We start from the raw sequence: 25525 nt of genomic DNA, 5'->3' as shown, positions 1-25525 counted from the left end.
GAATCGGACGCCCCCCATCGACGCCCTCGCGCAGCAGCCAGCGACCAGGCCTCACCCGTCCACGACCCCGCGCAGCGCGCCGGGCGTCTTCCCTCCGAGCGCCATCGCCTCGTGGGCGAGGTGCGCTTGATCCGTGTACCCGCAGCTCACGGCGAGCCGGGCCAGCGGGAGTGCCGGCTGCGCACGAGCCTGCCGGAGAAACTCCTGGAAGCGGAGCACCCTCAGCAGCACCTTCGGCCCGTAACCCACCGCGTCCGTGCACCGGCGCAGGAGCTGCCGCGAGCTCACCCCCAGCTCGTCCGCCAGCAGCTCCACCGAGGGAGGCGGGGCGCTGGCCTCCCCCACGACGCGCATGAACCGCCCCACGAGCGCCTTCACGAGGCGATCGGGCGCCGGCGCACTCACCACCCGTCGCGCGAGGGCCGAGGCCAGGAGCGCCTCCTTCGCGTCCGTCGACGGCGCCTCGCCCAGCGCCTCGGCCAGACGCACCGCCTCGACGCCCCACAGATCCTCCAGCGCCACCCGGCTGTCACGCAGTGCCGACGCAGGCACCCCCAGCGCCGTCGGCGCCACCCCTGGATGAAAGCGCAGTCCCGTGATCGCGTACCCCTCCGGCAGCGTCGTCAGAAAGGGCCTCGTGTCCGGGCCCGCCACCTTCAGCGCCACGCCGTCCCACACCAGGTCCAGGCAACCGTCGGGGAGCACGTGGAAGGGCACGCTCCCCGTCACGCCCTCGTGGCTCCAGAGACAGCGCACGACCTCGCGAAGGGCTGGCGCAGGGGGATGCTCGACGTAGTGCATGAGGCTCCGGCTCCGACCCCGCCGCGACACCTCGGCAGGAGGGGTCACCGCCGACCGATCACAGCCTGCAATGCCGCCTGCATGGTGCCGAAGTTCCGCGCACGGGGCCCGCGATCCTGATCCATCTCCACGCCCGTCGCCACCATCGCCTGCGCCACGCCCGGCCGCATGCCGCAGAGCAGGCACTCGGCGCCGAGCAGCGTCACCGCCCGCCGGATCCGGGTGAAGTGATCCGCCGTCCGCCGGTCGATCGCGTCCACCCCGGTCACGTCGAGGATCGCGTAGCGCGCCTGCGTCCGCGCCACCGTGTCCAGCAGCGTCGCCGTGATGTCGGCCACCCGCCGCTCGTCCACCCCGCCGATGATCGGCAGCGCCACCACCCCATCCCACACCTGGAGAACGGGCGTGGACAGCATCCGGATCGCCTCCTGCTGCTGCTCGATCACCGCGAGCTGCGTCTCCAGCGCGCGCTCGATCCGGAGCCGCTCCGTCAGATCGCGCGCCAGCACCGTCACCCCCACCACCGCACCAGCGGCATCGTGGATCGAGGTCAGCTTCGCGCTGTAGCCCCTCACCTCCCCCGCGGCCGCGATCTCGTAGCTCGCCGGCAGGTGCGGCTCCCCCCCCAGCACCTGCTGCACCGCCTCCCCGAGGGCCGCGGCCACGTCCGGAGGCAGCGCCTCCTCGAGCCTCTTGCCGATCGCCAGCTCCGGCGACGGGTGAAACGCCGCCTGATCCCGCGGGACGTGGAAGCTCGTGATCCTTCCCCCCCGGTCCACCGTCAGCACCACCTCCCCCAGCGACGCGAGCACCGCCCGCTGCCGCTCCTTGCTCTCCCACAGCTCCTGCATCTTCTGCCGCAGCGGCCGCCTCGCCTCCTCATCGTGCTCGCGCCGCAGAATCTTCAGTTCCTCCTCGATGGTGCGGTCCGAGCGGTAGAGCAGAAAGTCGACGATGGGCACGCCATTCTCGTCCTCCCCTTCCATTTCGTCGGCCCAGCAATTGAACCCGCTCACCAGCGAAAACAGGCCCACCAGCTTGCCGAACAGAAATGGGCTCCCCCACCGCTCCTTCGCGGCGCGCTGCACCGCCAGCTCCCACGGGTGATGCACCCGCACCAGCGCGCGACACGCCTCCTCGTCGAACCACTTCAGCTCGAATTTTCCCCAGCCGCAGACCTCCACCGAGCGCCCCCACCCCTCCAGCACCTCCGGGAAACAGGCCCCCTCGTTCGCAATGCTGATGCGGTGATCGTCCCGAGCGCCAAGGCTCGCGTGGTACGCGACGGTGAGGCGAAAGAGCGGGACCCCGAGCTCTTCGACGAGCGGCGCGAGAAGCTGGAACAGCGAGGGCTCCAGCCAGAACATGGCGGAGCGGCGGCCGTGGTGGCCCAGCAGACCGCTGTCCGTCTCCCAGGTCAGCATGGTCTGGTCCAGTTCAACCGAGCGTATCGACTTCGCCGGAGCCGCTTCGGTAGTCGTCATAAGACAATCCTCCCAGCTCAGCTTATGCCCAGCCGTCGCGACGGCGACACAGCAAAGCGAATGCAAGGAATGGGGCATGAACGCGTATTGTGGGCTGACACCACATACGCCTCACGAGATGAATCCATGAGCGCCCGAGAGTCTGGCTCAGTGGAAGAAATTGCACAGAGGGGCAGGACACACACCCCGCGCTTTTCACATCCGACGGAATGGTGGCGAAATGGTGTCGAGGTTGCACCCCGTCCGACGTCGTGCGCTCAGCACTCCGGCAATCCGACACTCACGTCGGCGGGCGCCTCCACGAAACGAACGGCGAGCCCACCGCGGGCCGTCTCCTTGTATTTGTCCTTCATGTCCTCACCCGTGATCCGCATCGTCCGGATCACCTTGTCGAGGCTCACGAAATGCTGGCCGTTGCCATGCAATGCCATGCGCGCAGCATTGATGGCCTTGATGGCGGCCATTGCATTGCGCTCGATGCACGGCACCTGCACCAGCCCCCCGATGGGATCGCAGGTGAGGCCGAGGTTGTGCTCCATCGCAATCTCCGCGGCATTCTCGGCCTGCGCGGGTGAGCCCCCCATCACCTCGCACAGCGCCCCGGCGGCCATGGAGCATGCCGATCCCACCTCGCCCTGACACCCCACCTCGGCGCCGCTGATGGACGCGTTCTCCTTGTAAAGCACGCCGATCGCCGCCGCGGTGAGCAGGAACCGCTGCACGCCCTCGTCCGTGGCGGTGGGCACGAAGCGTCGATAGTAGTGGAGCACCGCAGGGATGATCCCCGCCGCCCCATTGGTCGGCGCCGTGACGACCCGCCCTCCCCCGGCGTTCTCTTCGCTGACGGAGAGCGCATAGAGGCTCACCCAGTCCAGCGCGGTGAGCGGGTCACGGAGCCCTGCCTCCGGGTGATCCATGAGCTTGCGGTACAGCGCGGGCGCTCTCCGGTGCACCTTCAGCCCTCCCGGCAGGATGCCCTCGGTGCGGCAGCCCCGCTGGACGCACGTCTGCATCACCTGCCAGATGCGGTCCAGGCCGGCGCGGATCTCCGCGTCGGAGCGCGTGACGCGCTCGTTGGCGAGCATGAGCTGGCTGATGGAGAGCTCCGACGCCTGGCAACGCGCGAGGAGCTGCGCCCCGGTATGGAACGGGTGCGGCAGCGACGAGTCCTCCGCATCCCGCGCGCCTTGCAGGGCGGTGGGCGAGCGCGACGACGTCGACCCGGCCTCGTCGACCGGCTCCGGCGCGTCCACGACGAAGCCTCCCCCGACCGAGTAGTAGACGCGCGACAGCACCGACGCCCCCGTCTCGTCCAGGGCCGTGAAGCGCATCCCGTTGGGGTGATGCGGCAAGCTCCGCCGCACCAGCGCGAGATGCGCCGGCTCACGGAAGGCCACCACGCGGCGACCGAGGAGACGCAGGGCCCCGCCGCGCCGCACCTCGGTGACCATGTCGTCCACCCGCTCCACGTCCACCTCGTCCGGCGTCTCGCCGAGCAGGCCGAGGATGACGGCCTTGTCGCTGCCGTGCCCCCGCCCCGTCGCCCCGAGCGATCCGAACAGCTCCGAGCGCACCGCCGCCGTCCGGTCCAGCAAGCCCGCCTCGTGCAGCGCAAGAGCGAACGAGCGCGCCGCGCGCATGGGGCCGACGGTGTGAGAGCTGCTCGGTCCGATGCCGATCTTGAACAAATCGAAGACGCTGATGGCCATGAAGTCCCCTCCAGGATAGCGCGCCCGCCGCAAACGGGCTGCTCTCCGGTCTCACGGGTTGCAGGTCGTGGGCATCCGCCGACGCCCGATGCGCAGCTCGACGCACCGCTTCAACTGGCGCAGTCCAGCATGCGCGACACCCGGGACACGATGCACCCCGCATACCTCACCAGGGGGCACCGAGGCACGCCCCTCGTGCGGGACTCTTCGCCCCAGCGCTCGTCACGCTCGCGGAGCGCGCGGGGCTTATCGCCCCTGCGTGCATCCCGCGCGAGCGTCACGCGTGCGCCATGCGTGCGCCATACGGGAGGCTTCTGCCCAGCATGACCCGCCTGCGCGCTCTCCGTGCAACCCTGCTGCGCGCTCCGGTGGTGTGAGCGACCGCGCACCGGCCGCTGATTTCCGCATCGCGCAGGGCTCACGGACAGCACGTGGACGCGGATCTGCGCTCAGCACGTGGACACGGATCTGCGCTCAGCCGTGGACGCGGATCTGCGCTCAGCACGTGGACACGGACCCGCGCACGGCGCTCATGGCTCAGGATCGCGATGGCACTCACGGCTCAGGATCGCGACGGCGCTCACGGCTCAGGATCGCGACGGCGCTCCGAGTATCGAGAGCGCCGAGCCTCAGGACAGCTCGACCGCCACGGCGTACGGGTGGCACGCGAAGCCGAGGCTCCAGCTCGGGGAGACATCGATGAGATCGCACCACCGTCACGAAACGATGTCGTCCTGGGCACAAGGCACCTCCGCCTGGCGCGCGGCCGTCACGATTGAAATTGAATTTCAAATGCCCTGTGCCCACCAGGCCTCCAACGTCCGTGGAGGATGACGCAGGCAGGTGTTGGTAGGAGATGGTAGACGAAACCCTGCGCAGCGTTGACCGTCGCGTCGATCGGTCCGGGCCTGTTGCTGTCGACCCCTCACGCCTGAGGTGAGCGAGGAGCCACTGAGCTCACCGAAGTGTGGCATCAGCTCGTGAGCGAGCGCGCGAGCGCGCGGAGCACCTGCGCGTCGCTCACGAGGGTGCCCACGTCGAGCCAGCAATCGGCACCTCCCGGAAAGGCATTACGGGAACCAATGCACGAGAGACCGGAGCTTCTCCAAAGCGAGCGAGGCAATGCCATGACGTCACGACCGAGATCGATGATCCAGTAGCGGGATCAGGGCGACGACGCGCACTCTTGGCGTGCCCATGTGTGCCTGATACGGCTGGTCCTGAAGCGATCGAGGCTCTTCACTGGACGTGAGGCCCGAGCGCAGCGAAACCATCACGACGCGACGCGGGGAATGGTGTGATGTCGATGGCGCAGAGAGCTGCGGTCGTTCCGCCGAGCGCCGCCTTACGCATTGCCGCTCTCTGGAGCTGCACGGAAGAGGCGGTGCTCTCCCTGCGCTCGCCGGAGACGTCACGCATCGCAATCTCCGAGGCATGAAAGCGTGGTGGACCCGTCAACCACTCATTGGAAGGAGAGCACGTGATGGCAAACCAGGAATCGAGATCGAACCATGCCGAGACGGCTGTTTTTACCCCAGACCCGAGCTGAACATCGACCCGACGAACGCCATCGTTCGATTGAGCCAGGAGGGGCAAGGCATACCACTGAGGGCTTCTCTGTCGACGGGATGCAACGGCGACCTGTCCACCAGAAGCGTCAAGGCCCGATGGGACGTCGTCTTTCCTCGCGTTGCAGGCGAGGGTGAAGGCACGGCCATTGACGTCGAATACAGCGTGATCCAACCGGATCCGACCCATGAATGCCTGGAGGGTCTGGGTCTGGCCGGGATGTTGATCGTGGAATCGGTCACGCTGACGCGTGATCCAGCGGGGGATCCGGAGACGGCAGAGCAGACGGAGACAGCAGCGCAGCTTCCCCTCCTCGTCCGGGGGACCATCACGGCGACCTACGAAGAAGAAGGTCAGACGTACGAAACCAGGACCGATGTGTACGTGTGCACGAACAATCGATGCGATCCGAAGAAGACGATGATCGTGTATGGCCCGGATGGCGAGTACTGGTTCATCGACATGAGCACGAAGAACCAGTGGAGCTTCGCCTCGATGGAGAGCGGTCCAGCCGAAGTGGGCGTACTGGCGCACCATGGGACGGTCGTGAGCTGGGTCGAGCCCCCAGCCCCGCGCGGCGTTCCCAGTTACTTCGTCACGTGCTTCGTGCTGAACATGAAAGCGCTGAGTCAGACCATTCCAGCCGCACACTCGGGACCGGACGGCGACTGACGCCCTGCGCATCCCAAGGAATGGATCCATGCCCGCCATCAAGCGTCATCTCGCTGGCACCCACCGCCTCGTGACCCCGACCGAGACGGTGGAACGAATGCGACGGATGATGCCCATCACGGGCATCACCCGGATCGCCGACGTCACGGGGCTCGATACGATCGGCATTCCCGTGGTGATGGTCGTCCGGCCCAACGCGCGTTCGCTCTCTGTTTCCCAGGGAAAGGGCATGGACCTGGACGCCGCGAGGGCCTCGGGCCTCATGGAGTCGCTCGAACTCTGGCACGCCGAGCAGATCGACCGGCCCCTCAAGCTCGCCACCTTCAACGAGCTGCGGTTCACCCACCGGCTGGTCGGCGTCGCCGCCCTGCCGGCGCTCCTGGTCGGCCAGTTTCACCAGAACTACCGCACGCTGTGGATCGAAGGGACGAACCTGCTCGATGGCGCGTCGACGTGGGTGCCTCACGAGATGGTGCACATGGACTACACGCTGCCACTTCCTTCGGGGAGCGGGTCCTTTTTGATGAGCTCCCGCGGCCTGGCCTCCGGGAACGCCCCTCAGGAGGCGCTGGCTCACGCCTTGTGCGAACTCATCGAGCACGATTGCACGACGCTGCATCGGAGCTCGACGGAAGCGATTCAGCGGAGCCGCCGGGTCGATCCCGACACCGTGGACGATGCCGGCTGTCGCGAGCTGCTCGGCATGTACGAGCGCGCGGGCGTCGAGGTGGCCATCTGGGACACCACCTCCGACGTCGGCGTGGCGGCGTTCATGTGCACCATCGTCGACCGAGAGCCAAACCCGAACCGCCTCATCGGCCCGATGGGTGGCCTCGGCTGTCACCTCAGCCGCGCGGTGGCACTCTCGCGCGCCCTCACCGAAGCCGCCCAGAGCCGCCTCACGCTCATCACGGGCTCACGCGACGATGTGCTTCATCAGGCCCCGCAGAGCGCCAGCCGCGACGTCGAGGCGGCGCGGAGGATGACGGCTGCGCTCGCCGCCGAGCCCCGCACGCGACACTTTCACGAGACGCCAGACAGGTGGAACGAGTCCTTCGACGACGACCTGGCACAGCTCCTGGAGCGGCTGCGCGCCGTCGGCATCGAGGAGGTGGTGGCCGTGGACCTGACCAAGGACCTCTTCGAGATCCCGGTCGTGCGGGTGATCGTCCCGGGCCTCGAACCTTTGAGCGATGTGCCCGGGTACAGGCCAGGCGCGCGAGCGCGGAGGCGCCTCCTGGAGAACGTGCAATGAAGGTGGTCATTTTCCTCGGGCCCACGCTCTCCGTCACCGAGGCGAGCGGCGTGCTGGAGGCCACGTACCTGCCCCCGGCAGCGCAAGGAGACGTCTATCGCGCCGCGTGCGAACGACCCGCAGCGATCGGAATCATCGACGGCTATTTCGATCATGTCCCGTCCGTCTCCCACAAGGAAATCCTCTGGACCATGAAAGAGGGCATCCACGTGTTCGGCGCGGCGAGCATGGGCGCCCTGCGCGCCGCCGAGCTGGCGACATTCGGCATGGAGGGCATCGGAGACGTCTACGAATCCTTCCGCCGCGGCCACATCGACGCCGACGACGAGGTCGCCACGGCCCACGCGCCGGCCGAGGGCGGCTATCGACCGCTGTCGGTGGCCATGGTCGACATCCGCGCGACGCTCGCGGGTGCGGTTCGCGATGGCGTGATCGGTGTCGATACGCAGAAGAAGCTCATCGGGCTCGCCAGATCGTCTTTCTATGCGGACCGGAGCTACCCGTCGCTGCTCGGGAGCGCGAGCGATGCGGGCCTGCTGGACAGCGAGATCGCGGCGCTCCGTAGCTATCTGCCCGAGCGGCGCGTCGATCGGAAAAGACTGGACGCGCTCGAACTGCTCCGCACGATGGATCGGCGGGTGAAGTCGGGCATCACGCCCAAACAGGTCCGCTATCACTTCCAGCATACCGAGGCGTGGGAGCAGATTGCGCAGGGGGCGCGTCGTCTGCGGGCGACAGACCCTGCCTGAGCGCTCTCTGCGGCTGGAGCGCCTCGCATGCGACGCGATCACCTGTCGCGCAGGGCATCCCGACATCGACGGCGTACGAGCGACATGGAAGGCGCTTCGCCAGCTTCGGGAGGCATGGACGGGGGAACAGCACCGCCACGAAACGCGGCACTTCACGCCGACGTGAAGCACGAAGGCCCAAGCGCCTCGCGAGCCGAGCAGAGATTCTGACGGACCCAGACGTGCGGGTGATGGTTCAACCCCTCCGGCTTCATGCAATCGGTGAACTGGACTACACAGCATGCGCCGGGGAACCTCCGCGAGCTTCCGACGCGTGTCGGGGAACCTCGGCGAGCTTCCAGCGCGTGTTGGGGAACCTCCGCGAGCTTCCGACGCGTGTCGGGGAACCTCCGCGAGCTTCCGACGCGTGTCGGGGAACCTCGGCGAGCTTCCAACGCGTGTCAGGGAACCTCCGCGAGCTTCCAACGCGTGTCGGGGAACCTCGGCGAGCTTCCGACGCGTGTCAGGGAACCTCCGCGAGCTTCCGACGCGTGTCAGGGAACCTCCGCGAGCTTCCGACGTCCGCGAGCGCCACCGCACGGTGGCAGCAAGAAAAGCCAATAGATTCGAGCTTCTTCGAGCGGTCTGCATCCGGTGGCCCACGCGGCGCGACGGGTACGCTGGCGATGCCATGGCCTCGGCAGCTCCAGCAGACGTTTACCCACCTTGTGCTACCTATTTTTCATCTGGCCGTGCTTGTCCGCCTTGCGCGGAGGCTCTCCAGGATCCAGGTTAGGGGCCTCCGGAGCTTTCCTTATTTACGGAATTTCACCGAATGAGAACCATGAGGCTTTTAGACATGCTGAATACGACCCGTCTGGAAGTGGACCGTCAGATCAACGTCGGGAATGCGCTGGGCCCCATCCTGGCAGCGCCCCGAGCCACACCGCTCCAAGGCGCGACACGGACCCGTGGAGATGCCGTCATCGCTTCGACGCTGGCGCTCTTGAATGTGCGGGATGTCCCGCCGAGGGCCGCCGATCAGGCCACCGACACGGTGGTGACGGCGTTTCACCGGATGCTCGAAGCGCGCGAGGAGATGCTGCTCGACACGCTCGTTCCCCTGGGTCCGGCGCAGCGCGAGGTGCTGGGTCAGGTGCGGTTGCTGCGGACGCGCCTGTTTCCCAAGGGGACGAGCTTCATCCGGCTGCCAATGGAGATGGAGCTGAAGCACCTGACCGATCTGCGGCAGCGGCTCGGGGAGCCGGAGGTCGACGCTGCGGTCACTGCGCTGGGGCTGGAGGCCGAGGTGCTGCACCTCGTGACCCACGTGGAGCGCTACGGGCGTTCGCTGGGCCAGGACGCCGGCGGCGCAGGGCGCGCGACGGAGCTGGCGAGCGTGGCGTGGCACGAGGCGTTCGTGCGCTTCGCGGCGCAGGTGGTCGTCGACTACGAGGGGAACACGGCGATGCAGCGGGAGCTGCTGGGGCCCTACGAGGGGCAGCGGCTCCAGCAGCGCGCAGCGGCCCGGGCAGCGCGGAGGGCGCGGGCGGCAGCGCAAGGGTCGTCGACGCCGCCGCTGGGAGGCTCTCCGGCCAAGGGGCTGGAGAGGGGGCTCGATGGGATCGAGGAGGAGGAGGCGCTGGACGAGGAGCCGCCGTCGATGACGGGGGGAGCGACGCCGGCCGCGGGGTGATGCACGAGGGCCAGTAGGCCGCTCGTGAGAATGAAGGCGCCCGTCCTCGCCTGCCTCGGGAGGACGGGCGCGCTGTTCATCGCCGAGGAGGCAGACTTCGGCTCGCGGGAGTGCCGCGCAGGATGCCGAGCTTTGCGGACTCCAGCAGCATTCTGGTCATTGCGATGCGGACGCCATCCAGGATGCGCCAGGCGATGGCGTCGCCACGGTCCAGGGCCTGCTGCGTGGCCAGGAGTTGCGGACTCCACCCGCCGCGCCGAAGGATTTTGCCGTCGAAGTAGCAGCTGTTGAACTGGACGACTGGGGATCGTAGGTAGTCCACCGTCGAGCACCCCTGTGCAGGAATGTGCTCGGTGACGACTTTGCCAGGTCGCGCTCACGCACCAGGAAGTAGAAAAGCAAGGGTTGCGTCTCTTCTACCAAGTTGAGACTGCGCACTTCCCGTGGTTCGGCCGTGGCTGAACGATCGTGGAGAATGCGCATCGGTTCGATCTCACTGATGCGCAGGTGCAGCTGTGTGACGTCCGCCGGCGTGACGTAGAAATTCACCTGATGTCCCATGGTTGCTCTCAGTTGTAAGGGTGAAATCGGGGACGTGTACCGGTCGCGCCCTCGATGTCGTCCAGTGCCTTCGCGACGTCTTGTTGCCGACGGCGTCGTAGCCGTAGAAAGCACTGCCAGCTCGGACGACGACGTGGGGTTGCGCGGGGTCGTACTCGTAGGCGCCGACGCCGGGCTTCTGGAGCAGGTTGCCATCGGGTCCGTAGGTGAACGGTCGCTGACAGTCCTGGTTATTTTTCGAGGCAAAATTTCAACAGCGTTCCCTCGTCCACTCACCATCGACGCTGGTGCGAAAGGCAACCCATCCGCTCGGAAGGTCCGCCAGCACAGTGAGAGACGGGTCCATGTCCACAATCTCTTGCAAGTGAACGATACGCCCGTCTGCAGGGTCAGTTGTTGTGCCACACAGGAATTGCCACCCCCCATCATCGGCGTCGTGAGAGACCATCATGATGGGCGCTCCAGCCAAAACTGGAGCAGTGGTCAAGACTCCGAGGCGGGGATTCTCGTTGAAAGCAGAAATCACTGGGCTCCCTTCTCCAGATTGCAGCCGCGACAAAGCACTTGGCCATTATCAGGCGTTCCTGAACCACCCTTCACACGCGCGGTGACGTGGTCGACATGTCCCTCGTTGGTTGGGGGAGTGACCCCCTTTGTATGCTGCTGAGGTTTGATGACGTCGCTGCCGCAGTTTTCGCACTTGTTGACGCCGCTGTGCTTCGTCGCGTTCTGTTTCCATACTTCGTCCTTCCCGGCCTTCGAAAAGGGCTGACTCGGGCGGGCTCCCGGCCCACCGCCCCTTGTAGGTCCGACAGACGCCCTTCCCACGGTGCGTGCCGTCGATCCGATGGTCGCGGAGATGGCGCCCCCCACCCCGACAGCGGTGGCGAGGATGGACATCCCGATCGAGCCCGCCTTGAACAAGCTGGCCCCCGCGGATTCCCAGTCCTCTGCGGCGGCGGCGTCGTAGGCCTCCACGCCGGCTTCCACCATCTGGCTGGCGGGATTGACGGCATCGAGAGCACCGGGCAGCCCACTCTCCTTGTAACCATTCCAGGCAGCGGTGATCGTGGTGTACGCGACGTAAACACGGCTGGTGCCACCTAGCACCCCGAGCTTGGCAGACTCCAGCAGCATCCTGGCCATCCCGATGCGAACGCCATCCATGATGCGCCTGGCGATGGCGTCGCCACGGCCCAGGGCCTGCAGCGTGGCTGGGAGCTGTGGACTCCACCCACCGCGCACGCCTGAGGTCCCGACGTCGATCGGCGCCTGCGTCGAACCAGCGCCCGCGGCCTCCTCCAGGTTGCCCTCGACGACCTTGGGTGGCGCAGGCGGCTTGGGTTCGCGCGGAGGACCGAACACCCAGATGGTGCAGCCCTGCGAGCATCCGTCCTCTGTCGCAGGTGGCTGCTCCTGAAACCCACTGGGATCGACCAGCGACAGCGGGCTGTTGAGCACATAGGAGTAGCTGTTCCAGCTCTGCCCGAAGAGAGGTCGCGGCACGAGCGGATCCGGCGTGAGGAACCGGCCGAGCTTCGGGTCGTAGATACGGCCCTTCATGTTCACGAGGCCAAGGTCGAGGTCGGCCTCGTGCCCGGTGAAGCCCAGCGAGGACAGCTCGTGGGGTGACGCCGTCTGCCCCGAACCCCAGTCGGGGTGGCGTGGCGCGCCGAAGGCGTCGTAGCTGCGCTGCTCGGCGACGCTCCCGGTCACACCGTCGGTGAGCACGTCAATCGACCCGAGGTGGTCGGCATGGACGTGCAGCGTGCGCGTGCCCTGTGCTGTCGAGCGCCGCACCAGCGAGACGACCCGCTCGTCGTTGTGGACGTGGTAGCGGTGTTCGACGTTCCCCGTGACGACATCGGTCACGCGCTCGTACAGCTCGCCGAAGGAGACGATCTCCTGGGTCGCGGTGGTCTTGCGCACCCGCTGCTGGAGGCCGTCGTACTCAATGTCGACGGTGTCGCCGCTGGTGAGGGAGATCTGTTTCGGTAGGTCGAACGCGGTGTAGGCGATCGTCGCGCCTGGTCGCGAGGTCTGGTTGCCCACGGCGTCGTAGCCGTAGAACGCGCTACCAGCTCGGACGACGGCATGGGGCTGCGCGGGGTCGTACTCGTAGGCGCCAACGCCGGGCTTCTGGAGCAGGTTGCCATCGGGTCCGTAGATGAACGGTCGCGGGCAGAGGGCGGCGTTGATCAGCCCGAACTGCGCACAGGTGAGTCGGTCCAGCAGGTCGTACCGGAAGCGCTCGACGTTGGCGTGGATGCCATCGGAGCGTTCGACGAGCTTGCGGCGATCGTTCCAGAGGTAGGCGAACTCCTGGACAGGCACGCCCGCCGCCTGCGTCGCGATGCGGCTCACCCGCTCTCGTGCCGCATCGAACGTGCGGAGCGTGGAGGCGGTCCCTCCACCGAAGCGCTCCCCCGTGATCCGGTTCCCCGCATCGATGGCCGTCGCCCGCCAGAACTCCGCGCCGGACCCCGCGTCCTTCAGCGCCCGCAGCCGCCCGTAGGGATCGTACTCCCGCTCGACAGCGAAGCTGCCGATCCCTGGCGCGCTCGGGTGCTCGATCCGCTTGAGCCGCCCGCTCAGATCGTAGGACAGCCGGCTGGTGAAGCTCTCCCCGCCGAGTTCCAGCGTCGTCGTCGCTGGTCGCCCGAGGTGGTCGAACCCGTAGCGCAGCCGATGGCCATCCGGACTGACCACCAGCGCGAGCTGCCCGACGCCATGCGGAGCATCGTCCCACCGGAACTCGGTGACGCCGTCCTCGTCGACCTGCCTGGTTATCCGACCCAGCGTGTCGTAGCTGGTCGTGACTTCACGGCCTGCCGCGTCGAGCGATGAGACCTTCTGCCCGTAGCCATCGTAGTGCGCAGTAGAGACCCCCCGGTCCGGGCTCACCTGCCGTCGCACCCGGCCAAACGCATCGCGCTCGGTCAGCGTGGTAGCGCCAGCAGGCGTGGTCACCGTCCGCAGACCGCCGAAGGGACCGTAGGTGTAGCGGGTGACTCCACCTTCAGGATCGCCCACCGCCGTGGGCCTGCCGAGAGCGTCGCTGGCGATGCGGGTAACCGCTTGCCCGGGCGCCGTGATGACCTCGTCCCGCCCGATGTACTCGTGCGTCGTCGCCGCCCCCCACGGCGTGACGTGCCGGAGCACCCGCCCCATCCCGTCGTACTGCCACGTCTCTCGCACCTGCATCGAGCCTGGTGGCGCAGGAGCCGCGATCGGCAGCGAACGCCAGGCGAGGTGCTCGCCCCGCGCATCGAAGCCGACCTCCTGCATCATCCGCGGCGCTTGCTCTTCCCCCACGTCGAGCGCTTGCCACCACCAGCGCACCTCCCGCCCGAGACCATCGAACTGCACGGTCTCGTCCTGGCCCCCCGCCGAGGACGTGCGGATCTTCAAATTCCAGGCGTTGCCAGCCGCTCCACCGTCCTTCGTCCACGTGCGCCGGATGGCGGTGGGCATGCGCCCCGGGAGGCTCTCCAGCGTCACCCGCCCGAAGCCATCGTAGGCCCAGCGACTCACCAGGCCATTGGGATCCACCGACGCCTGCAGCACGCCCAGCGCCGGGTCGTAGCGTGTGTAGCTCTGGTGGCCCTCCAGATTGCGATGCGCATGAGGCATCAAGCCCAGCGCGTCGTAGCTGATGCAGCTCGCGCGCACCTGCCCGGTCCCGTCGCGCGAGCGGGTGTTGTGGATGTTGCCCAGCGCATCCCGGGAGAACCAGACATCGAGCTGCATCTCGGGGTCGAAGGGCTCTCCTCCAACGCGCTCCATGCGGACATGCCCGCGCCCGTCGTAACTCCGGTGCATCACCCGGCACTGCGTCTCGCCGGCCGCCTTGCTGCACGTCGTCTCTCGCGTCAGCTCTCCAAGGCGCCAGGAGAGCGGGTCGTTGTCGAAGCTGCGTGTGACCGTGAGCTCGAGGTCGACGCCGTCGGTCTGCGTCTGCTCGGCGAGGATGTTCCCGTAGAGGTCGAAGTCGCTGACGGTACGCAGCGTGTCGCTCATCCGTGTCGAGAGATCGCCCTCCAGATCCCTCACGCTCTCTTCGAGCCCCTTCCCACCTCCTGGCAAGAACGTGCCCTGATGACGGCTCTTCCCCTCCAGGAGCGAGAGCGTGAAGTACGTCCCCGCCTGCGTGGGAATCACCACCGGGTAGCTCCGCGTCGTCAGCAGCTCGACGGACACCGGCTCCGCGCTGTGCGCATCCAGCGGCAAGCTCGGGCTCCAGCGCCACGAGCGCTGCACCTGTCCTCGGAAGGGAAAGGCCTGGAAGGCGCCATCAAACGTGACGTTGTCGTAGAACTCCGCCGTGCCCGCGCCGGTGTCGAGGTCACGCACGATCCGCGTCCCAAACCCCAGAAATCCTCGGCCCAGGCGGTGATGACGGCCGTTGCGGTAGGCCACCTGGAATGTGCGCGGCCGATCCGCGCCATTGTTGAGCACATAGCCGCTCACCACCCGCCGATGCCCGACCACGCACCGCACCGGATAGCGGCACTGGTCCTCATCGCTGTGCTCCAGGGTTCGGTAAGTCCGCTGCTCGGGTGACGGGATTCCCGTCGTGTCCTCGAAGCCCGCCGTCGTCCGCGCACGATCGATCAGGTGGTCGTACCGGATCTGCACGTTGGGCAGGTACTCGGCGTCCTCCGGATCGTGCGCGTTCATGCCGTCCGTCACGGCCGCGAGCAGGTCCTCCTGGCCGAGGACGTTCTCGAAGACATGGACCTGGTTGTTGAACGCATAGAGCAGATCCTGCGCCCCATCCCCATTCACATCGGTGACGCGCGGCGTGAGCGGATGGTCGGGCGTGGGCAGCTCATCCTGCTGGAGCACCACGCCCATCGGCAGCCCGGGATGGACGATCTCGAATGTCCCCGGCCCGATCTCCCCCGTCGCTTGAAGCACCTTCCACGCGGGCAGCGATTCCGAGCCCCCGTCGCTCATGGCCAGCAGCAGGTCTTGCCGCCCATCGGCGTTGTGATCGAGCACCGACGCGAAGCGAACGAACCTCGCAGCCCCGAGCATCGGCGTCGCCAGGCTCGGGACTGGCTCCGCGAAACCGGCGCCCGTGTTCATCGACGTGTACAGCTGCTCATCGTCCCGGTTGCTCTGCACCGCATCGGGCAGCCCATCCCCGTTGACGTCGAGAAAGAACACCCGGTCACCCGGTGGCGTCAGCCGCAGGTTCATCAGCGCACGCGTCCACGATCCATCGGACAGCTCGTACGCGAACGCCACGTACTGCGACCCCGCCCGCACCTGACTGCCGACGAGGACCAGCTCCTGCATCACCAGGTCCACCCGCCCATCCGTATCGACATCGATCGCATGCAGCTCGGCGTGGCACGGGTACGGCGTCAGCGCATGCACCCGATCCCCGTGCGGCTCGAAGCCTCCTGCCGCCGCCGTCCAGCGGTGCAAGTACCAGAGCTGCTCGTGCGCGCTCTTGTAGCACTGGAGCAGATCCACCATCCCATCGCCGTCGACATCCACCAGGTGCGTTGACGCATCCGGGCTGCGCAGTCCCGCCGGCGTCATGCCCATCGTGAACGGTCGCGGCACCCCCGTATCCCGCCGCGTAAACGTCCCATCCCCATCCGACAGCAGCACCTCCCACGTCAGCGCCTGCCCGTGCACATCGTGCAGGAACAGGTCCATCCGGCCATCGTGGTCGTAGTCGAGCGGCGTCCCCAGCTCCGGCTGGTACGGCGGCTCCGCGTCGATGAAATGCGGCTGCTCCTGCCCAGTGACGGCCGCCTCGAAGAACGCCGGCGTCAGCTCCTGGCTCCGGTTGAGCGTGACCGACCAGCGGGTGATCGGCTGCTCCGTGCCGGCCTCCACCACCATGTCGGACGTCACCAGGTCGTCGAGGCCATCGCCGCTGACGTCCATCGTCATCAGCGTCCCGCGTTCCGACAGTGGCACCTCCACGGGCGTCTGCTGCTGCCTGTAGCCAGCCGCTCCAGCCGTGTGCCAGGTGAAGCGCGTCGGCGGTTTGCACGTCCCATCTCCCCCGCACTCCCGGACGGCTTCCAGTCGCAAGCGACCCGTCGCCGGCCCATGCCCGTAACCGAAGCGCAGCTCCCTCGCGAGCACGTGTCCCGGCCCGAACATCTGGATCGAGCGCAAGCTCAGCGAGCGGCGCAGCTCCATCCCCCGGGCATAGAGCACACGCACGTCCGCCGACTCCAGCGGCCCATACGCGAACTCCACCGTGCGTGACGCCGGCACGCTCGGATGCCCGGTGTACGTGATCTGCTGCGGCGCATGCTCGACCGTGTAGCCCTTCGCGTGGAGGTCATTCCGGTAGACCACCTCCATCGTGTTGCCATCCCGGTCGCTGAGCCGCGTCAGCAGCCAGGACCGCACCACCTCCTCCCGTGCGAGCACCCTTCCCGACGATTCTCCACCGTATTCGTAGATCAGCCCCGCCTTGCTATGCGCCCGCAGCCGCTTCGGCCCACGCTCCGCTGGCCACCCCTCGCTCTCCGCGAAGTCGGCCTCGACGCGCGTAAAGCTGTCCGGGAATGTGCGGTACTCCCGCGCCACGCGCCCCGGCTGCGGGTCCACGGGGACGAGCCGCTGCCCATCAAGGCACAGCGCGTCGTCCTCGGCATCCCGGACCGGCGCGATGTGACCATCCTGCGCCACATTCCGCGGACATCGCTCGACGGACGAGAGGCCTTGCAGGTGGAAGCCGATGCCGAGGAGCCCCTCGCCCTGCGCGCTGTCGTAGGTGATCGCCAGCGAAGGCTCGATGCCGGCGCGGCCTGGCAGCGTGGGAACCGGGATCGTGTACGTCGCCTCGCCCGTGCTCGTGACCGAGAAGGAGCCTGGAAGGGTGCCTGCGGCGGATGTGGTGCCCTGCGCAAGGTCAGGTGGGAACGGGGAAGGACCCTCGTCGGGACCGAGGCACAGGAGCGGGGGGATTGGCGGGATCGGTGACGCATCCCAGAGGGTCTGGGAGGCGCTGGACCAGACCAGGGGTGAGCCAGCGTCGCTGCACGCGCCGACGAGGAGCACGGCGATGAGGAGGAGCAACGCTGGAGGGAGGGGACGGCGTCGTTGCGAGGGGAAAGAACAACCCGATACGGAGGGCAAGGCGTGCTGAGGGCGGGAGGCCTGTGTCGGCATGGGCGCGCTATCTCCTGGCAGGCCAATGAAGCCCGATGAGACATGCCTCGCATCCTAATCGACCGACGAGTCTCACCTCGCCACGACGCACGTGCCGCGATGCCGAGAATCACGAGTTACTCGGTCATCGCTGCGTGACTGGCTCCCTGCACGACGCACCGATTCGATGGGTGCCGTCCAGCATCCACCGCGCGGAACGCCTCATGCCCAGCATGACGCCCCTGCGCGCCCTCCTGCATGCCGACGATTCGCTCCTGTAGCGTGAGCATCCATGCATCGGCCGTCGATTTCCACATCGAGCAGGCCTCGTCGTCACAATGGCCTCTCGAGCCCCGATGCGACGAGTCCAAGGCGCACGCTCCGGAACCTGGGAGCAGGAAAGACGAATGGCCTACACCGCCATCTTCGACCCGAGGACACGATGCGCCGTGAAGGCATGGCTCGCTCGGCTCGGTGTCCCTTCAACGGACCGCGACGACGCACGGCAGGACGTTTTGCTCGCGGCGCACCAGAGCTTCCAGAGCTACGACCCGCGGCGCGCTCGGCCCGAGCGTTGGCTGAACAAAATCACCGTACGCGTTGCGTCGAAGTACCACGAAGTTCGCCGGAACCGGCGCACGAAGCTGACCACAGCGCTCCAGGTTGCCCTTGAGGACGAGCGACCAACCGCCGAGGAACAGCTCGTCCGGGAGCAAACACGCAAGGAGTTGCTCAGCCTCCTCCACCAGCACGTGGACACGGACCTGCGCGTGGTGCTCACGGCTCACGATCTCGACGACACGCCGATGATCGAGATCGCCGCGTGGCTCGGTATCCCGACATCGACGGTGTACAAGCGACATGCGAGGGCGCGGCGCCAGCTCCGGGAGGCATGGTCGAGGGAACAGCACCGCCACGAAGACCGTCAATCCACGCCGACGAGGAGAACGAAGGCCCACAGGTCTCGCCCCCAGCGACGAGATGCGTGAGGAGCAGTAGGCCGCTCGCATGAACGAAGGCGATGTCGACGCACATCGACGTCGCAGCGCCGCCGCCGGCCCTCCAGAAAAGTGCTAGCCGCTGGATGGAGTGCCTGGGGGAGGCTGGCAACAGAAGACCCGGGGGTCCGCTGGCTCCACGGAGCCCAGCGCCTCGCCGCCGGCTGCTTCGCACGAGGCGGGTGCGTTCGTCATCCACGAGGCCGAGATGCTGTGCAGCGTCGCCGTCGAGAGCTGCACGGGGAGGCATACCGGATCGCCAAGTCCGATCGTTGTCGAGTGGAGCGCGTCACCACATGATGCGTCCTGGTAGAGCGACACCCACGCAGTGCAAGTGCTCGGCGCGGTCTCGGTGCAGGTGCACGCTTCGCAAGCCCGCGTGTCCTCGTACCTGCCGTAAAACACCTTCTTGTCCGGGTAGCTGGCCGGGCAGTGCACGTCGGTCCCGTCGTCTGGGACGAGGTGCATGATGCACTGCTGAAACCCGGGCGGCGGTGGCGCGGCGCTCGGAAGGCACGTCAACCCGGGATCATTGCACACACCCGGGACCGCCTCACCAGCACAGGCCCGCGCCACTTGCGTCCACTGGGTCGGCGCCACACCGGCTGGCGTGGTCGGGGGCAGCGGAGCACATGGCCGCTCGGTCACGGGCTCGATCGTCACCGAGCGCAAGGCGGCTGGGCCGATCACCGTCTCCGCCGCCTGGCACGTGCCCGTCCAGTTCGCGGGCGCGTCGACCGGCGTGAAGACCGGCCCCTGGCACTGCTGCGTGTTGCTCGCCGTCACGCCCGTCGGAAGCACGCACGCTGGCGCAGAGCAGGCGCACTCGGGGCAGACGTGCGACGACTCCAGCCCAGCATACCCGCTGTACACCTCCACCGGAGCGCGGGCCGGACATTCCGGCGCTTCTTCCCCGGGACCCGTCCACAGCAACGCCGGCCCGTCGAACCCCAGCGGGGCCAGCGGCACGCACTGGCCCGTGCATGCGGCGCCAGGACATTCCGATAGCTCCTTGCAGTCGTACGGGTAGTAGCTCAGCCCTTCGCACCCGGTGCTGGCCGTGACCAGGACCAGCATCCCTGCGACAATCGATGGCACCAGAGTGGGTCTATTCATCGAGCTGGCCTCCTGGCAGTGGCTGGCAACAGAAGACCCGGGGATCCGCTGGCTCCACGGAGCCCAGCGCTTCGCCGCCAGCGGCTTCGCATGAGCCGGGGGCGTTCGTCATCCAAGAAGCCGAGATGCTCCCCAGGGTCGCAGGAGACATCAGGATCGATGTACAGCCGGTGTCGCCGAGACTGAGCGCCACTGACAGAAGCTCGTTGGTGCACGCCCCACCCTGGTAGAGCGACATCCACGCGGAGCAGGAGCTCGGCACGGTCTCGGTGCAGGTGCACGCTCCGCAGGCCCGCGTGTCCTCGTACCTGCCGTAAAACACCTTCTTGTCCGGGTAGCTGGCCGGGCAGTGCACGCCGGTCCCGTCGTCAGGGACGAGGTGCATGATGCACTGCTGAAACCCGGGCGGCGGTGGCGCGGCGCTCGGAAGGCACGTCAGCCCGGGATCGTTGCACACGCCAGGCACGGCCTCACCGGCACAAGCGCGCGCCCTCTGCGTCCACTGGGTCGGCGCTACGCCGGCTGGCGTGGTCGGGGGCAGCGGAGCGCATGGACGCTCGGTCACGGGCTCGATCGTCACCGAGCGCAAGGAGGCGGGGCCGATCACCGCCTCCGCCGCCTGGCACGTGCCCGTCCAGTTCGCGGGCGCATCGACCGGCGTGAAGACCGGCCCCTGGCACTGCTGCGTGTTGCTCGCCGTCACGCCGGTCGGAAGCACGCACGCTGGTGCAGAGCAGGCGCACTCGGGGCAGACATGCGACGATTCCAGCCCGGCATACCCGCTGTACACCTCCACCGGAGCACGCGCAGGACACTCCGGCGCTTCTTCCCCAGGGCCCGTCCACAGCAACGCCGGCCCGTCGAACCCCAGCGGGGCCAGCGGCACGCACTGCCCAGTGCACGCGGAGCCGGGACATTCCGACAGATCCTTGCAGTCGTACGGGTAATAGCTCAGTCCTTCGCACCCGGTGCTGGCGATGACCAGCACCAGCCCCCCTGCCACAACCGATGGAACGAGCACGGGTCTACTCATCGAGTCGGCCTCCTGGCAGCGGCTGGCAGCAGAAAACCCGGGGATCCGCTGGCTCCACGGAGCCCAGCGCTTCGCCGCCAGCGGCTTCGCATGAGCCGGGGGCGTTCGTCATCCACGAGGCCGAGATACTCCCCAGGTTCGCCATCGAGGCCTGGACGGAAGTGCACAACGCATCCGTGGGGTCGATGGCGATCGTCAAAAACATCTCCCCGGGATTACACGCGGCATCCTGGTAGAGCGACACCCACGCAGAGCAGGAGCTCGGCGCGGTCTCGGTGCAGGTGCACGCTTCGCAAGCCCGCGTGTCCTCGTACCTGCCGTAAAACACCTTCTTGTCCGGGTAGCTGGCCGGGCAGTGCACACCTTTCCCGTCGTCAGGGACGAGGTGCATGATGCACTGCTGAAACCCAGGCGGCGGTGGCGCGGCGCTCGGAAGGCACGTCAGCCCGGGATCGTTGCACACGCCAGGCACGGCCTCACCCGCACAGGCCCGCGCGACTTGCGTCCACCGGGTCGGCGCCACGCCGGCTGGCGTGGTCGGGGGCAGCGGAGCACATGGCCGCTCGGTCACGGGCTCGATCGTCACCGAGCGCAAGGAGGCTGGGCCGATCACCGTCTCCGCCGCCTGGCACGTGCCCGTCCAGTTCGCGGGCGCGTCGACCGGCGTGAAGACCGGCCCCTGGCACTGCTGCGTGTTGCTCGCCGTCACCCCGGTCGGAAGCACGCACGCTGGTGCAGAGCAGGCGCACTCCGGGCAGACGTGCGACGATTCGAGCCCGGCATACCCGGTGTACACCTCCACTGGCGCACGCGCAGGACATTCCGGCGCTTCTTCCCCGGGACCCGTCCACAGCAACGCCGGCCCGTCGAACCCCAGCGGGGCCAGCGGCACGCACTGCCCTGTGCATGCGGCGCCAGGACATTCCGACAGCTCCTTGCAGTCGTACGGGTAATAGCTCAGCCCTTCGCACCCGACGCTGGCCGTCACCCCCATCAGGACCACCAGGGTGGCGGCCCGCCCCGGGGAGTCTCCGGTCCCTCTCCTCGCAGCGGTCGCATTCCGGATTCGTCGCGTGGTCGTATTCATCTCCAGCCTCGGATCAGGGGGCGCAGAGGGTAGACGCCTTGCAATGCGCCCGCAATGCCGCGCCACTTCGTGGGGTGCGCGCCGTCCTGAGGTTCTGGCTTACGGACCCGTGTCAGCGATTGCCATGCGCGCAACCGCGTGATGCACGTCCCGGCCAGACGTGATGCGCCAGACGGTGCTTTCACACGTTGCCTTCGGTTGTCGTCGATTCACAAATCAGCACGCCGCACCCGCGACAATGGATGTCGGGGAGCAGTCGTCCGAGGGAGCATTTCATGTCGCGTGCCGTCAGATTCGGTTCATCGTTCGTGTCGCCGAGCGGGAGGAGGATCGCCACGGCGATGCTCGTGGGGGGATGCACGGGATTCGCCCTCGCCAGCGCGGCTGCGGCAGAGCCGCCGCAGCAAGTCGCCACCCCGGCCTCCGGGGCGCCCGCGTCGGGCCCTCCAGCGAGGCGGTCCGCGTCGGTGGAGGTGCTTCTCCAGCGGGGCGCGAAGGCGCGGGACGCCGGACGCTGGGCGGAAGCGGTCGAGGCCTTCGGGGCGGCGTGGAAGCAGGTGCCCTCACCCGAACGTCGGAGCGAGATCGCTGGGGAGCTGGGCGTCTGCGAGGTGGTGCTGGGGCGATACCGAGACGCCGCGGAGCACCTGCATGTGGCCCTCGAAGGATCCGGAGAGCTCACGCCGGTGGAGCGGCGGCGCTTCGAGCTGGCGCAGGTGCGCGCCGAGCGCGAGGTGGCGACCGTGGCGATCAGCAGCAGCCCGATCACGGCGGAGGTGTTCGTGGATGGTCGGTCGCTCGGTGCGCCTCGGCCGACGTACCTCGTCTTTCTCGATCCGGGTCGCCATGCACTGCGCGCAAGCTTGCCAGGTCATCGCGATGCCCTCGCCACGGTCACCGCGCGCGCTGGCGCGACGCTGGATCTCGGCCTCGCGCTGCGCCCGCTGCCGCCCGAAGCGACCGCCACGCCCTCTCTCCCCAGGGTCGGCGCGACATGCCCGCCCGAGCAGGAGGCGACCGGGGCGACGGCGGCGGTGGCACGAATCGTTGGCTATTCGGCGGCGGGCGTGAGCCTGGCGCTCGGTGCTGGCCTGGCCTTCGGGGCGGCGTCGCTCCAGGGGACGCTGGTGGAGCGCTCCAGCGCCCTGGGGCTGCATGGTTGCTCCGGGCGCGAGCCGAGCGAGGCGTGCAAAGCGCTGAGCCAGCTCGCGGAGGCGCGCGATCGGCTGGCAGGTGGGGCGATGATCGGTTTCGTCGCTGCGGGGACGCTCGGCGCCGCCGCCCTCGCGTCGACCTGGTGGACGCCATGGGGCGGTCGGGCATCGCGGCAGGCCGTCCAGGTTCTGCCCGCGGTGTCGCCCACGCAGGCGGGGGCAGCCGCGATGGGTCGGTGGTGACATGCTCAGGAAGCGCTCGGCTCGCTCAGGGTCCGCAGGAGCGTGCGGCGCTCCCCGGCGTGATGGCCCTCGGGGAAGCGACGGGCATGTCGTTCGAGGAGGCGTCGCGCGACGGCCCGGTTCCCCGCGAGGAGCGCGGCGCGTGCTTCCTGCATCAGCTTTCGCTCGGTCGAGAGGGAGGGAAGCTCAGGGGGTGAGGAGCGGGCCTCCCGGGGGCGTGCTGCGGCGGTCTCGAGGGGCTCCTGGCGGTGAGGCCAGGTCTCGGGCGAGCGCGGCGGCGCGGAGGGGCTGGAGGGGAGCGAGGGTGGCGGAAGCGAGGGTGGCGGGAGCGAGGGTGGCGTGGGAGCAACGGTGGGGGGGTCGGGCTCGGAGGGGGTCACGGGGCGCTCGACCAGGGAGGCGCCGAGCGCTTCGGTGGGCTGGGAGGCGGGGTGCATCGTGAGGGCGTCAGCCGGCCATGGGGCTCCAGGAGCACGCTGGGTGAGATCGGTGGGGGACCACCCGAGCCCCGCCGCGCCCACGGCGGCGAGGGATACGACCTTCGATAGCCACGAGCGACGGGCCGCCCAGGCGTCACGGAGCATCAGGAACGGCGCGAGGACCAGGGGGGTCGAGGACAGGCCACGACGCCGCTGCAGGGCCTGCCACCGCGCGCAGGCCTGACGCAGCCTCGCCCAGGCGCGTCGGTGGTTGTCGCGCACGGTGCCGTCCGGCATGTGCAGCTCGGCGGCGATCTGGCCGTAGGTCTGGCCCTGGAGATCACGGGCCTCGATGATGCGCCGCTGCACGGGCGGGATGGCCTCCAGGCACGCGCCGAGAAACGCGGCCCGGCTCGTCGCAATGGCGTGCTCTTCCGGGTGGGGGCCGTGACTCTCCATGGCCAGGATGGTGGCATCGTCGAGCGGTCTCGCGTGCTCTCGGTTCCGGCGAGGGACGAGGTGGCGGTGATAGTTGCGTGCAATGCTGTGGGCAATGCCGGCGAGCCATGCGTGGGCGCTGCCTTTGTCGGGATCGAAATCGGCACGCCTACGCCACGCCACCATCAGCACGTTGTGGGCGACATCCTCGACGTCCCTGGCCATGACACCGAGGTGGGACAGGTAGGCGACCACGAACGAGCGCACTTCCTGCGTGAACGCGAGCGTCGCTCCGCTGCCCTCGTCGGCCGCTGGCGCCAGGGCGCCGTCTCCGCCGGGCGTGGTCCCGGAGGACCGGATGGGCTGTGGGCAGAGGCCTTCGACGGGGGCGATGGGGGCTTCGGGGTCCACGTCGTGGACCTGTCCAGGTCGGGTCGCTCGACGGCTCGGGCCAGCGGGACGAGGGATCTTCACACAGCTCCATTGTGTCGCCGTGCCCGCGAGGATTTGGAAATCGAACCAGGGTCAGTCGAAAAAGCGCGGTGCAGGCCGCGATGGTGAGAGAGCGTCCCCGACGCGCTGCCCCTCCTTCCCACGGCAAGGGCACGCGCCCCCGCCGCCTGCGCGAGAGGAGCTTCAGCGAAGCTCGGCGCGGCGCTCGTCGATCCAGCGCCGGGCTTCTTCCTCGGTAGGGAAGAAGGCGAGCGGGTAGCCTCCCGAGAAGAGGCCGAACACCGCCACGACCAGCCGGGCGACGACGCGGGCCTGGAATGTTGCACCAAAAAGGACCGTGCCGCGCATGGGGAGGCCGGTGCGCTGGGTGATGACCTTGCGCGCGCTCGCCGAGACGGTGCCGAGCAGCGAGGCGTCGGCCATGACCAGCACATAGCCGTGGTCGGCGGCGGCGCTCTGGTACATCTCCAGGATCTGCTGCATTTCCTCGGCGGAGACGTCACCGACGACGACCGCTCGGACGACGTCCGAGGGCTCGCGCCATAGGGTGTGTCGTCCGACGGCAATGCGCTGTGTGACCTGCTCGCTCGATTGCACGACTTCTCCGACCACCGGGGACACTGGAGGCGAAGATCGAGGAAGCTCGATAACTGACGAACTCATCCTGCCTCCTGGGGATTTTGAAGGACCGGCGCTGACACTCGCCGAGACCGCACCACATGTGCCACTCGGCATACCCGAAATGCCATCAGCAGTACGCGCAGCGATCCCTCCGCATCGGGCTGGATGCCGCCATGTCGAGAACATCTGAAGCATGGAGTCATCCTCAGAATCAAGTGGGCAAATCGCCTCACCGTTCCTCGTGCAAACATCCATGGAAACGGCTCTCGGAGCGCTGAGTCTTACCGGTCGTCTGCACCCCGAAACGTGGCTCGCCACCACGCCCAAACGTGGCTCGCTTCCGCGCCCGAGCTGCTGCTC

16 protein-coding genes are annotated in these 25525 nt (G+C 68.0%); 6 read left to right on the top strand and 10 right to left on the bottom strand.

The window, feature by feature from the left end:
• Nucleotides 1-51: 51 nt before the first annotated feature.
• The 3 genes from CMC5_RS14540 to CMC5_RS14530 form a co-directional block, all read right to left on the bottom strand.
• Entirely contained in the window at nucleotides 52-801 is a 750-nt protein-coding gene (locus tag CMC5_RS14540; RefSeq protein ID WP_050430988.1) for an AraC family transcriptional regulator, read from the bottom strand.
• A gap of 44 nt (nucleotides 802-845) precedes the next feature.
• Nucleotides 846-2363: a PAS domain-containing protein gene (locus CMC5_RS14535; RefSeq protein WP_082362494.1), complete on the bottom strand. Its 1518-nt coding sequence runs from the start codon at nucleotides 2361-2363 to the stop codon at nucleotides 846-848.
• A gap of 179 nt (nucleotides 2364-2542) precedes the next feature.
• A complete protein-coding gene (locus CMC5_RS14530) occupies nucleotides 2543-3994 on the bottom strand; it encodes an L-serine ammonia-lyase (protein WP_050430986.1) in 1452 nt (483 codons plus the stop codon).
• Nucleotides 3995-5728: 1734 nt separating this feature from the next.
• Here CMC5_RS14530 and CMC5_RS14520 point away from each other — a divergent pair.
• From CMC5_RS14520 to CMC5_RS14505, 4 genes are all read left to right on the top strand, one after another.
• A complete protein-coding gene (locus CMC5_RS14520; RefSeq protein WP_156338594.1) occupies nucleotides 5729-6235 on the top strand; it encodes a hypothetical protein in 507 nt (168 codons plus the stop codon).
• A 28-nt stretch (nucleotides 6236-6263) separates the two neighbouring features.
• On the top strand, nucleotides 6264-7490 hold the full coding sequence (locus CMC5_RS14515; protein WP_050430983.1) for a YcaO-like family protein: 1227 nt from the start codon (nucleotides 6264-6266) through the stop codon (nucleotides 7488-7490).
• A complete protein-coding gene (locus CMC5_RS14510) occupies nucleotides 7487-8239 on the top strand; it encodes a TfuA-like protein (RefSeq protein ID WP_050430982.1) in 753 nt (250 codons plus the stop codon). The genes CMC5_RS14515 and CMC5_RS14510 overlap by 4 nt, the downstream gene beginning before the upstream one ends.
• 838 nt (nucleotides 8240-9077) lie before the next feature.
• The gene (locus CMC5_RS14505) at nucleotides 9078-9914 is read left to right on the top strand and encodes a hypothetical protein (RefSeq protein WP_050430981.1); all 837 of its coding nucleotides are present in this window, start codon (nucleotides 9078-9080) and stop codon (nucleotides 9912-9914) included.
• 1083 nt (nucleotides 9915-10997) lie between these two features.
• Here the strand turns inward: CMC5_RS14505 and CMC5_RS14495 are convergent.
• On the bottom strand, nucleotides 10998-17624 hold the full coding sequence (locus CMC5_RS14495) for an FG-GAP-like repeat-containing protein (RefSeq protein WP_082362493.1): 6627 nt from the start codon (nucleotides 17622-17624) through the stop codon (nucleotides 10998-11000).
• Nucleotides 17625-17941: 317 nt separating this feature from the next.
• Here CMC5_RS14495 and CMC5_RS49170 point away from each other — a divergent pair, with 317 nt between their 5' ends.
• Nucleotides 17942-18592 carry a sigma-70 family RNA polymerase sigma factor gene (locus CMC5_RS49170; protein WP_082362492.1) on the top strand — a complete coding sequence of 217 codons (651 nt, stop codon included), beginning with the start codon at nucleotides 17942-17944 and terminating at the stop codon, nucleotides 18590-18592.
• 84 nt (nucleotides 18593-18676) lie between these two features.
• Here CMC5_RS49170 and CMC5_RS14480 read toward each other — a convergent pair whose 3' ends face one another.
• The 4 genes from CMC5_RS14480 to CMC5_RS44495 form a co-directional block, all read right to left on the bottom strand.
• Nucleotides 18677-19717, bottom strand: coding sequence for a hypothetical protein (locus tag CMC5_RS14480; RefSeq protein WP_156338593.1), 1041 nt, complete (start codon nucleotides 19715-19717; stop codon nucleotides 18677-18679).
• Nucleotides 19710-20750 carry a hypothetical protein gene (locus CMC5_RS14475; RefSeq protein WP_156338592.1) on the bottom strand — a complete coding sequence of 347 codons (1041 nt, stop codon included), beginning with the start codon at nucleotides 20748-20750 and terminating at the stop codon, nucleotides 19710-19712. Before CMC5_RS14475 ends, CMC5_RS14480 begins: the two co-directional genes overlap by 8 nt.
• Complete coding sequence (locus CMC5_RS14470) at nucleotides 20743-21837, bottom strand: hypothetical protein (RefSeq protein WP_156338591.1); 1095 nt, start codon at nucleotides 21835-21837, stop codon at nucleotides 20743-20745. Before CMC5_RS14470 ends, CMC5_RS14475 begins: the two co-directional genes overlap by 8 nt.
• A gap of 181 nt (nucleotides 21838-22018) precedes the next feature.
• Nucleotides 22019-22174: a hypothetical protein gene (locus CMC5_RS44495; protein ID WP_156338590.1), complete on the bottom strand. Its 156-nt coding sequence runs from the start codon at nucleotides 22172-22174 to the stop codon at nucleotides 22019-22021.
• Nucleotides 22175-22178: 4 nt separating this feature from the next.
• Between CMC5_RS44495 and CMC5_RS14460 the strand changes: the two genes are divergently transcribed.
• Nucleotides 22179-23234 carry a PEGA domain-containing protein gene (locus CMC5_RS14460; protein WP_156338589.1) on the top strand — a complete coding sequence of 352 codons (1056 nt, stop codon included), beginning with the start codon at nucleotides 22179-22181 and terminating at the stop codon, nucleotides 23232-23234.
• A 5-nt stretch (nucleotides 23235-23239) separates the two neighbouring features.
• Here the strand turns inward: CMC5_RS14460 and CMC5_RS48490 are convergent, their stop codons facing one another.
• Entirely contained in the window at nucleotides 23240-24565 is a 1326-nt protein-coding gene (locus CMC5_RS48490) for a sigma-70 family RNA polymerase sigma factor (RefSeq protein WP_156338588.1), read from the bottom strand.
• A gap of 162 nt (nucleotides 24566-24727) precedes the next feature.
• On the bottom strand, nucleotides 24728-25207 hold the full coding sequence (locus CMC5_RS45810; RefSeq protein ID WP_169796546.1) for an STAS/SEC14 domain-containing protein: 480 nt from the start codon (nucleotides 25205-25207) through the stop codon (nucleotides 24728-24730).
• Between the last annotated feature and the right edge of the window lie 318 nt (nucleotides 25208-25525).

Source organism: Chondromyces crocatus, assembly GCF_001189295.1.
GTDB classification, from domain to species: domain Bacteria; phylum Myxococcota_A; class Polyangia; order Polyangiales; family Polyangiaceae; genus Chondromyces; species Chondromyces crocatus.
This window is presented reverse-complemented; position numbering and strand designations above follow the sequence as displayed.

Coding starts and splice junctions, on each gene's coding strand:
- CMC5_RS14540 (WP_050430988.1), bottom strand. CDS start 801: ATGCACTACGTCGAGCATCCCCCTGCGCCAGCCCTTCGCGAGGTCGTG.
- CMC5_RS14535 (WP_082362494.1), bottom strand. CDS start 2,363: ATGCCCCATTCCTTGCATTCGCTTTGCTGTGTCGCCGTCGCGACGGCT.
- CMC5_RS14530 (WP_050430986.1), bottom strand. CDS start 3,994: ATGGCCATCAGCGTCTTCGATTTGTTCAAGATCGGCATCGGACCGAGC.
- CMC5_RS14515 (WP_050430983.1), top strand. CDS start 6,264: ATGCCCGCCATCAAGCGTCATCTCGCTGGCACCCACCGCCTCGTGACC.
- CMC5_RS14510 (WP_050430982.1), top strand. CDS start 7,487: ATGAAGGTGGTCATTTTCCTCGGGCCCACGCTCTCCGTCACCGAGGCG.
- CMC5_RS14505 (WP_050430981.1), top strand. CDS start 9,078: ATGCTGAATACGACCCGTCTGGAAGTGGACCGTCAGATCAACGTCGGG.
- CMC5_RS14495 (WP_082362493.1), bottom strand. CDS start 17,624: ATGCCGACACAGGCCTCCCGCCCTCAGCACGCCTTGCCCTCCGTATCG.
- CMC5_RS49170 (WP_082362492.1), top strand. CDS start 17,942: ATGGCCTCTCGAGCCCCGATGCGACGAGTCCAAGGCGCACGCTCCGGA.
- CMC5_RS14480 (WP_156338593.1), bottom strand. CDS start 19,717: ATGAATAGACCCACTCTGGTGCCATCGATTGTCGCAGGGATGCTGGTC.
- CMC5_RS14475 (WP_156338592.1), bottom strand. CDS start 20,750: ATGAGTAGACCCGTGCTCGTTCCATCGGTTGTGGCAGGGGGGCTGGTG.
- CMC5_RS14470 (WP_156338591.1), bottom strand. CDS start 21,837: ATGAATACGACCACGCGACGAATCCGGAATGCGACCGCTGCGAGGAGA.
- CMC5_RS14460 (WP_156338589.1), top strand. CDS start 22,179: ATGCTCGTGGGGGGATGCACGGGATTCGCCCTCGCCAGCGCGGCTGCG.
- CMC5_RS45810 (WP_169796546.1), bottom strand. CDS start 25,207: ATGAGTTCGTCAGTTATCGAGCTTCCTCGATCTTCGCCTCCAGTGTCC.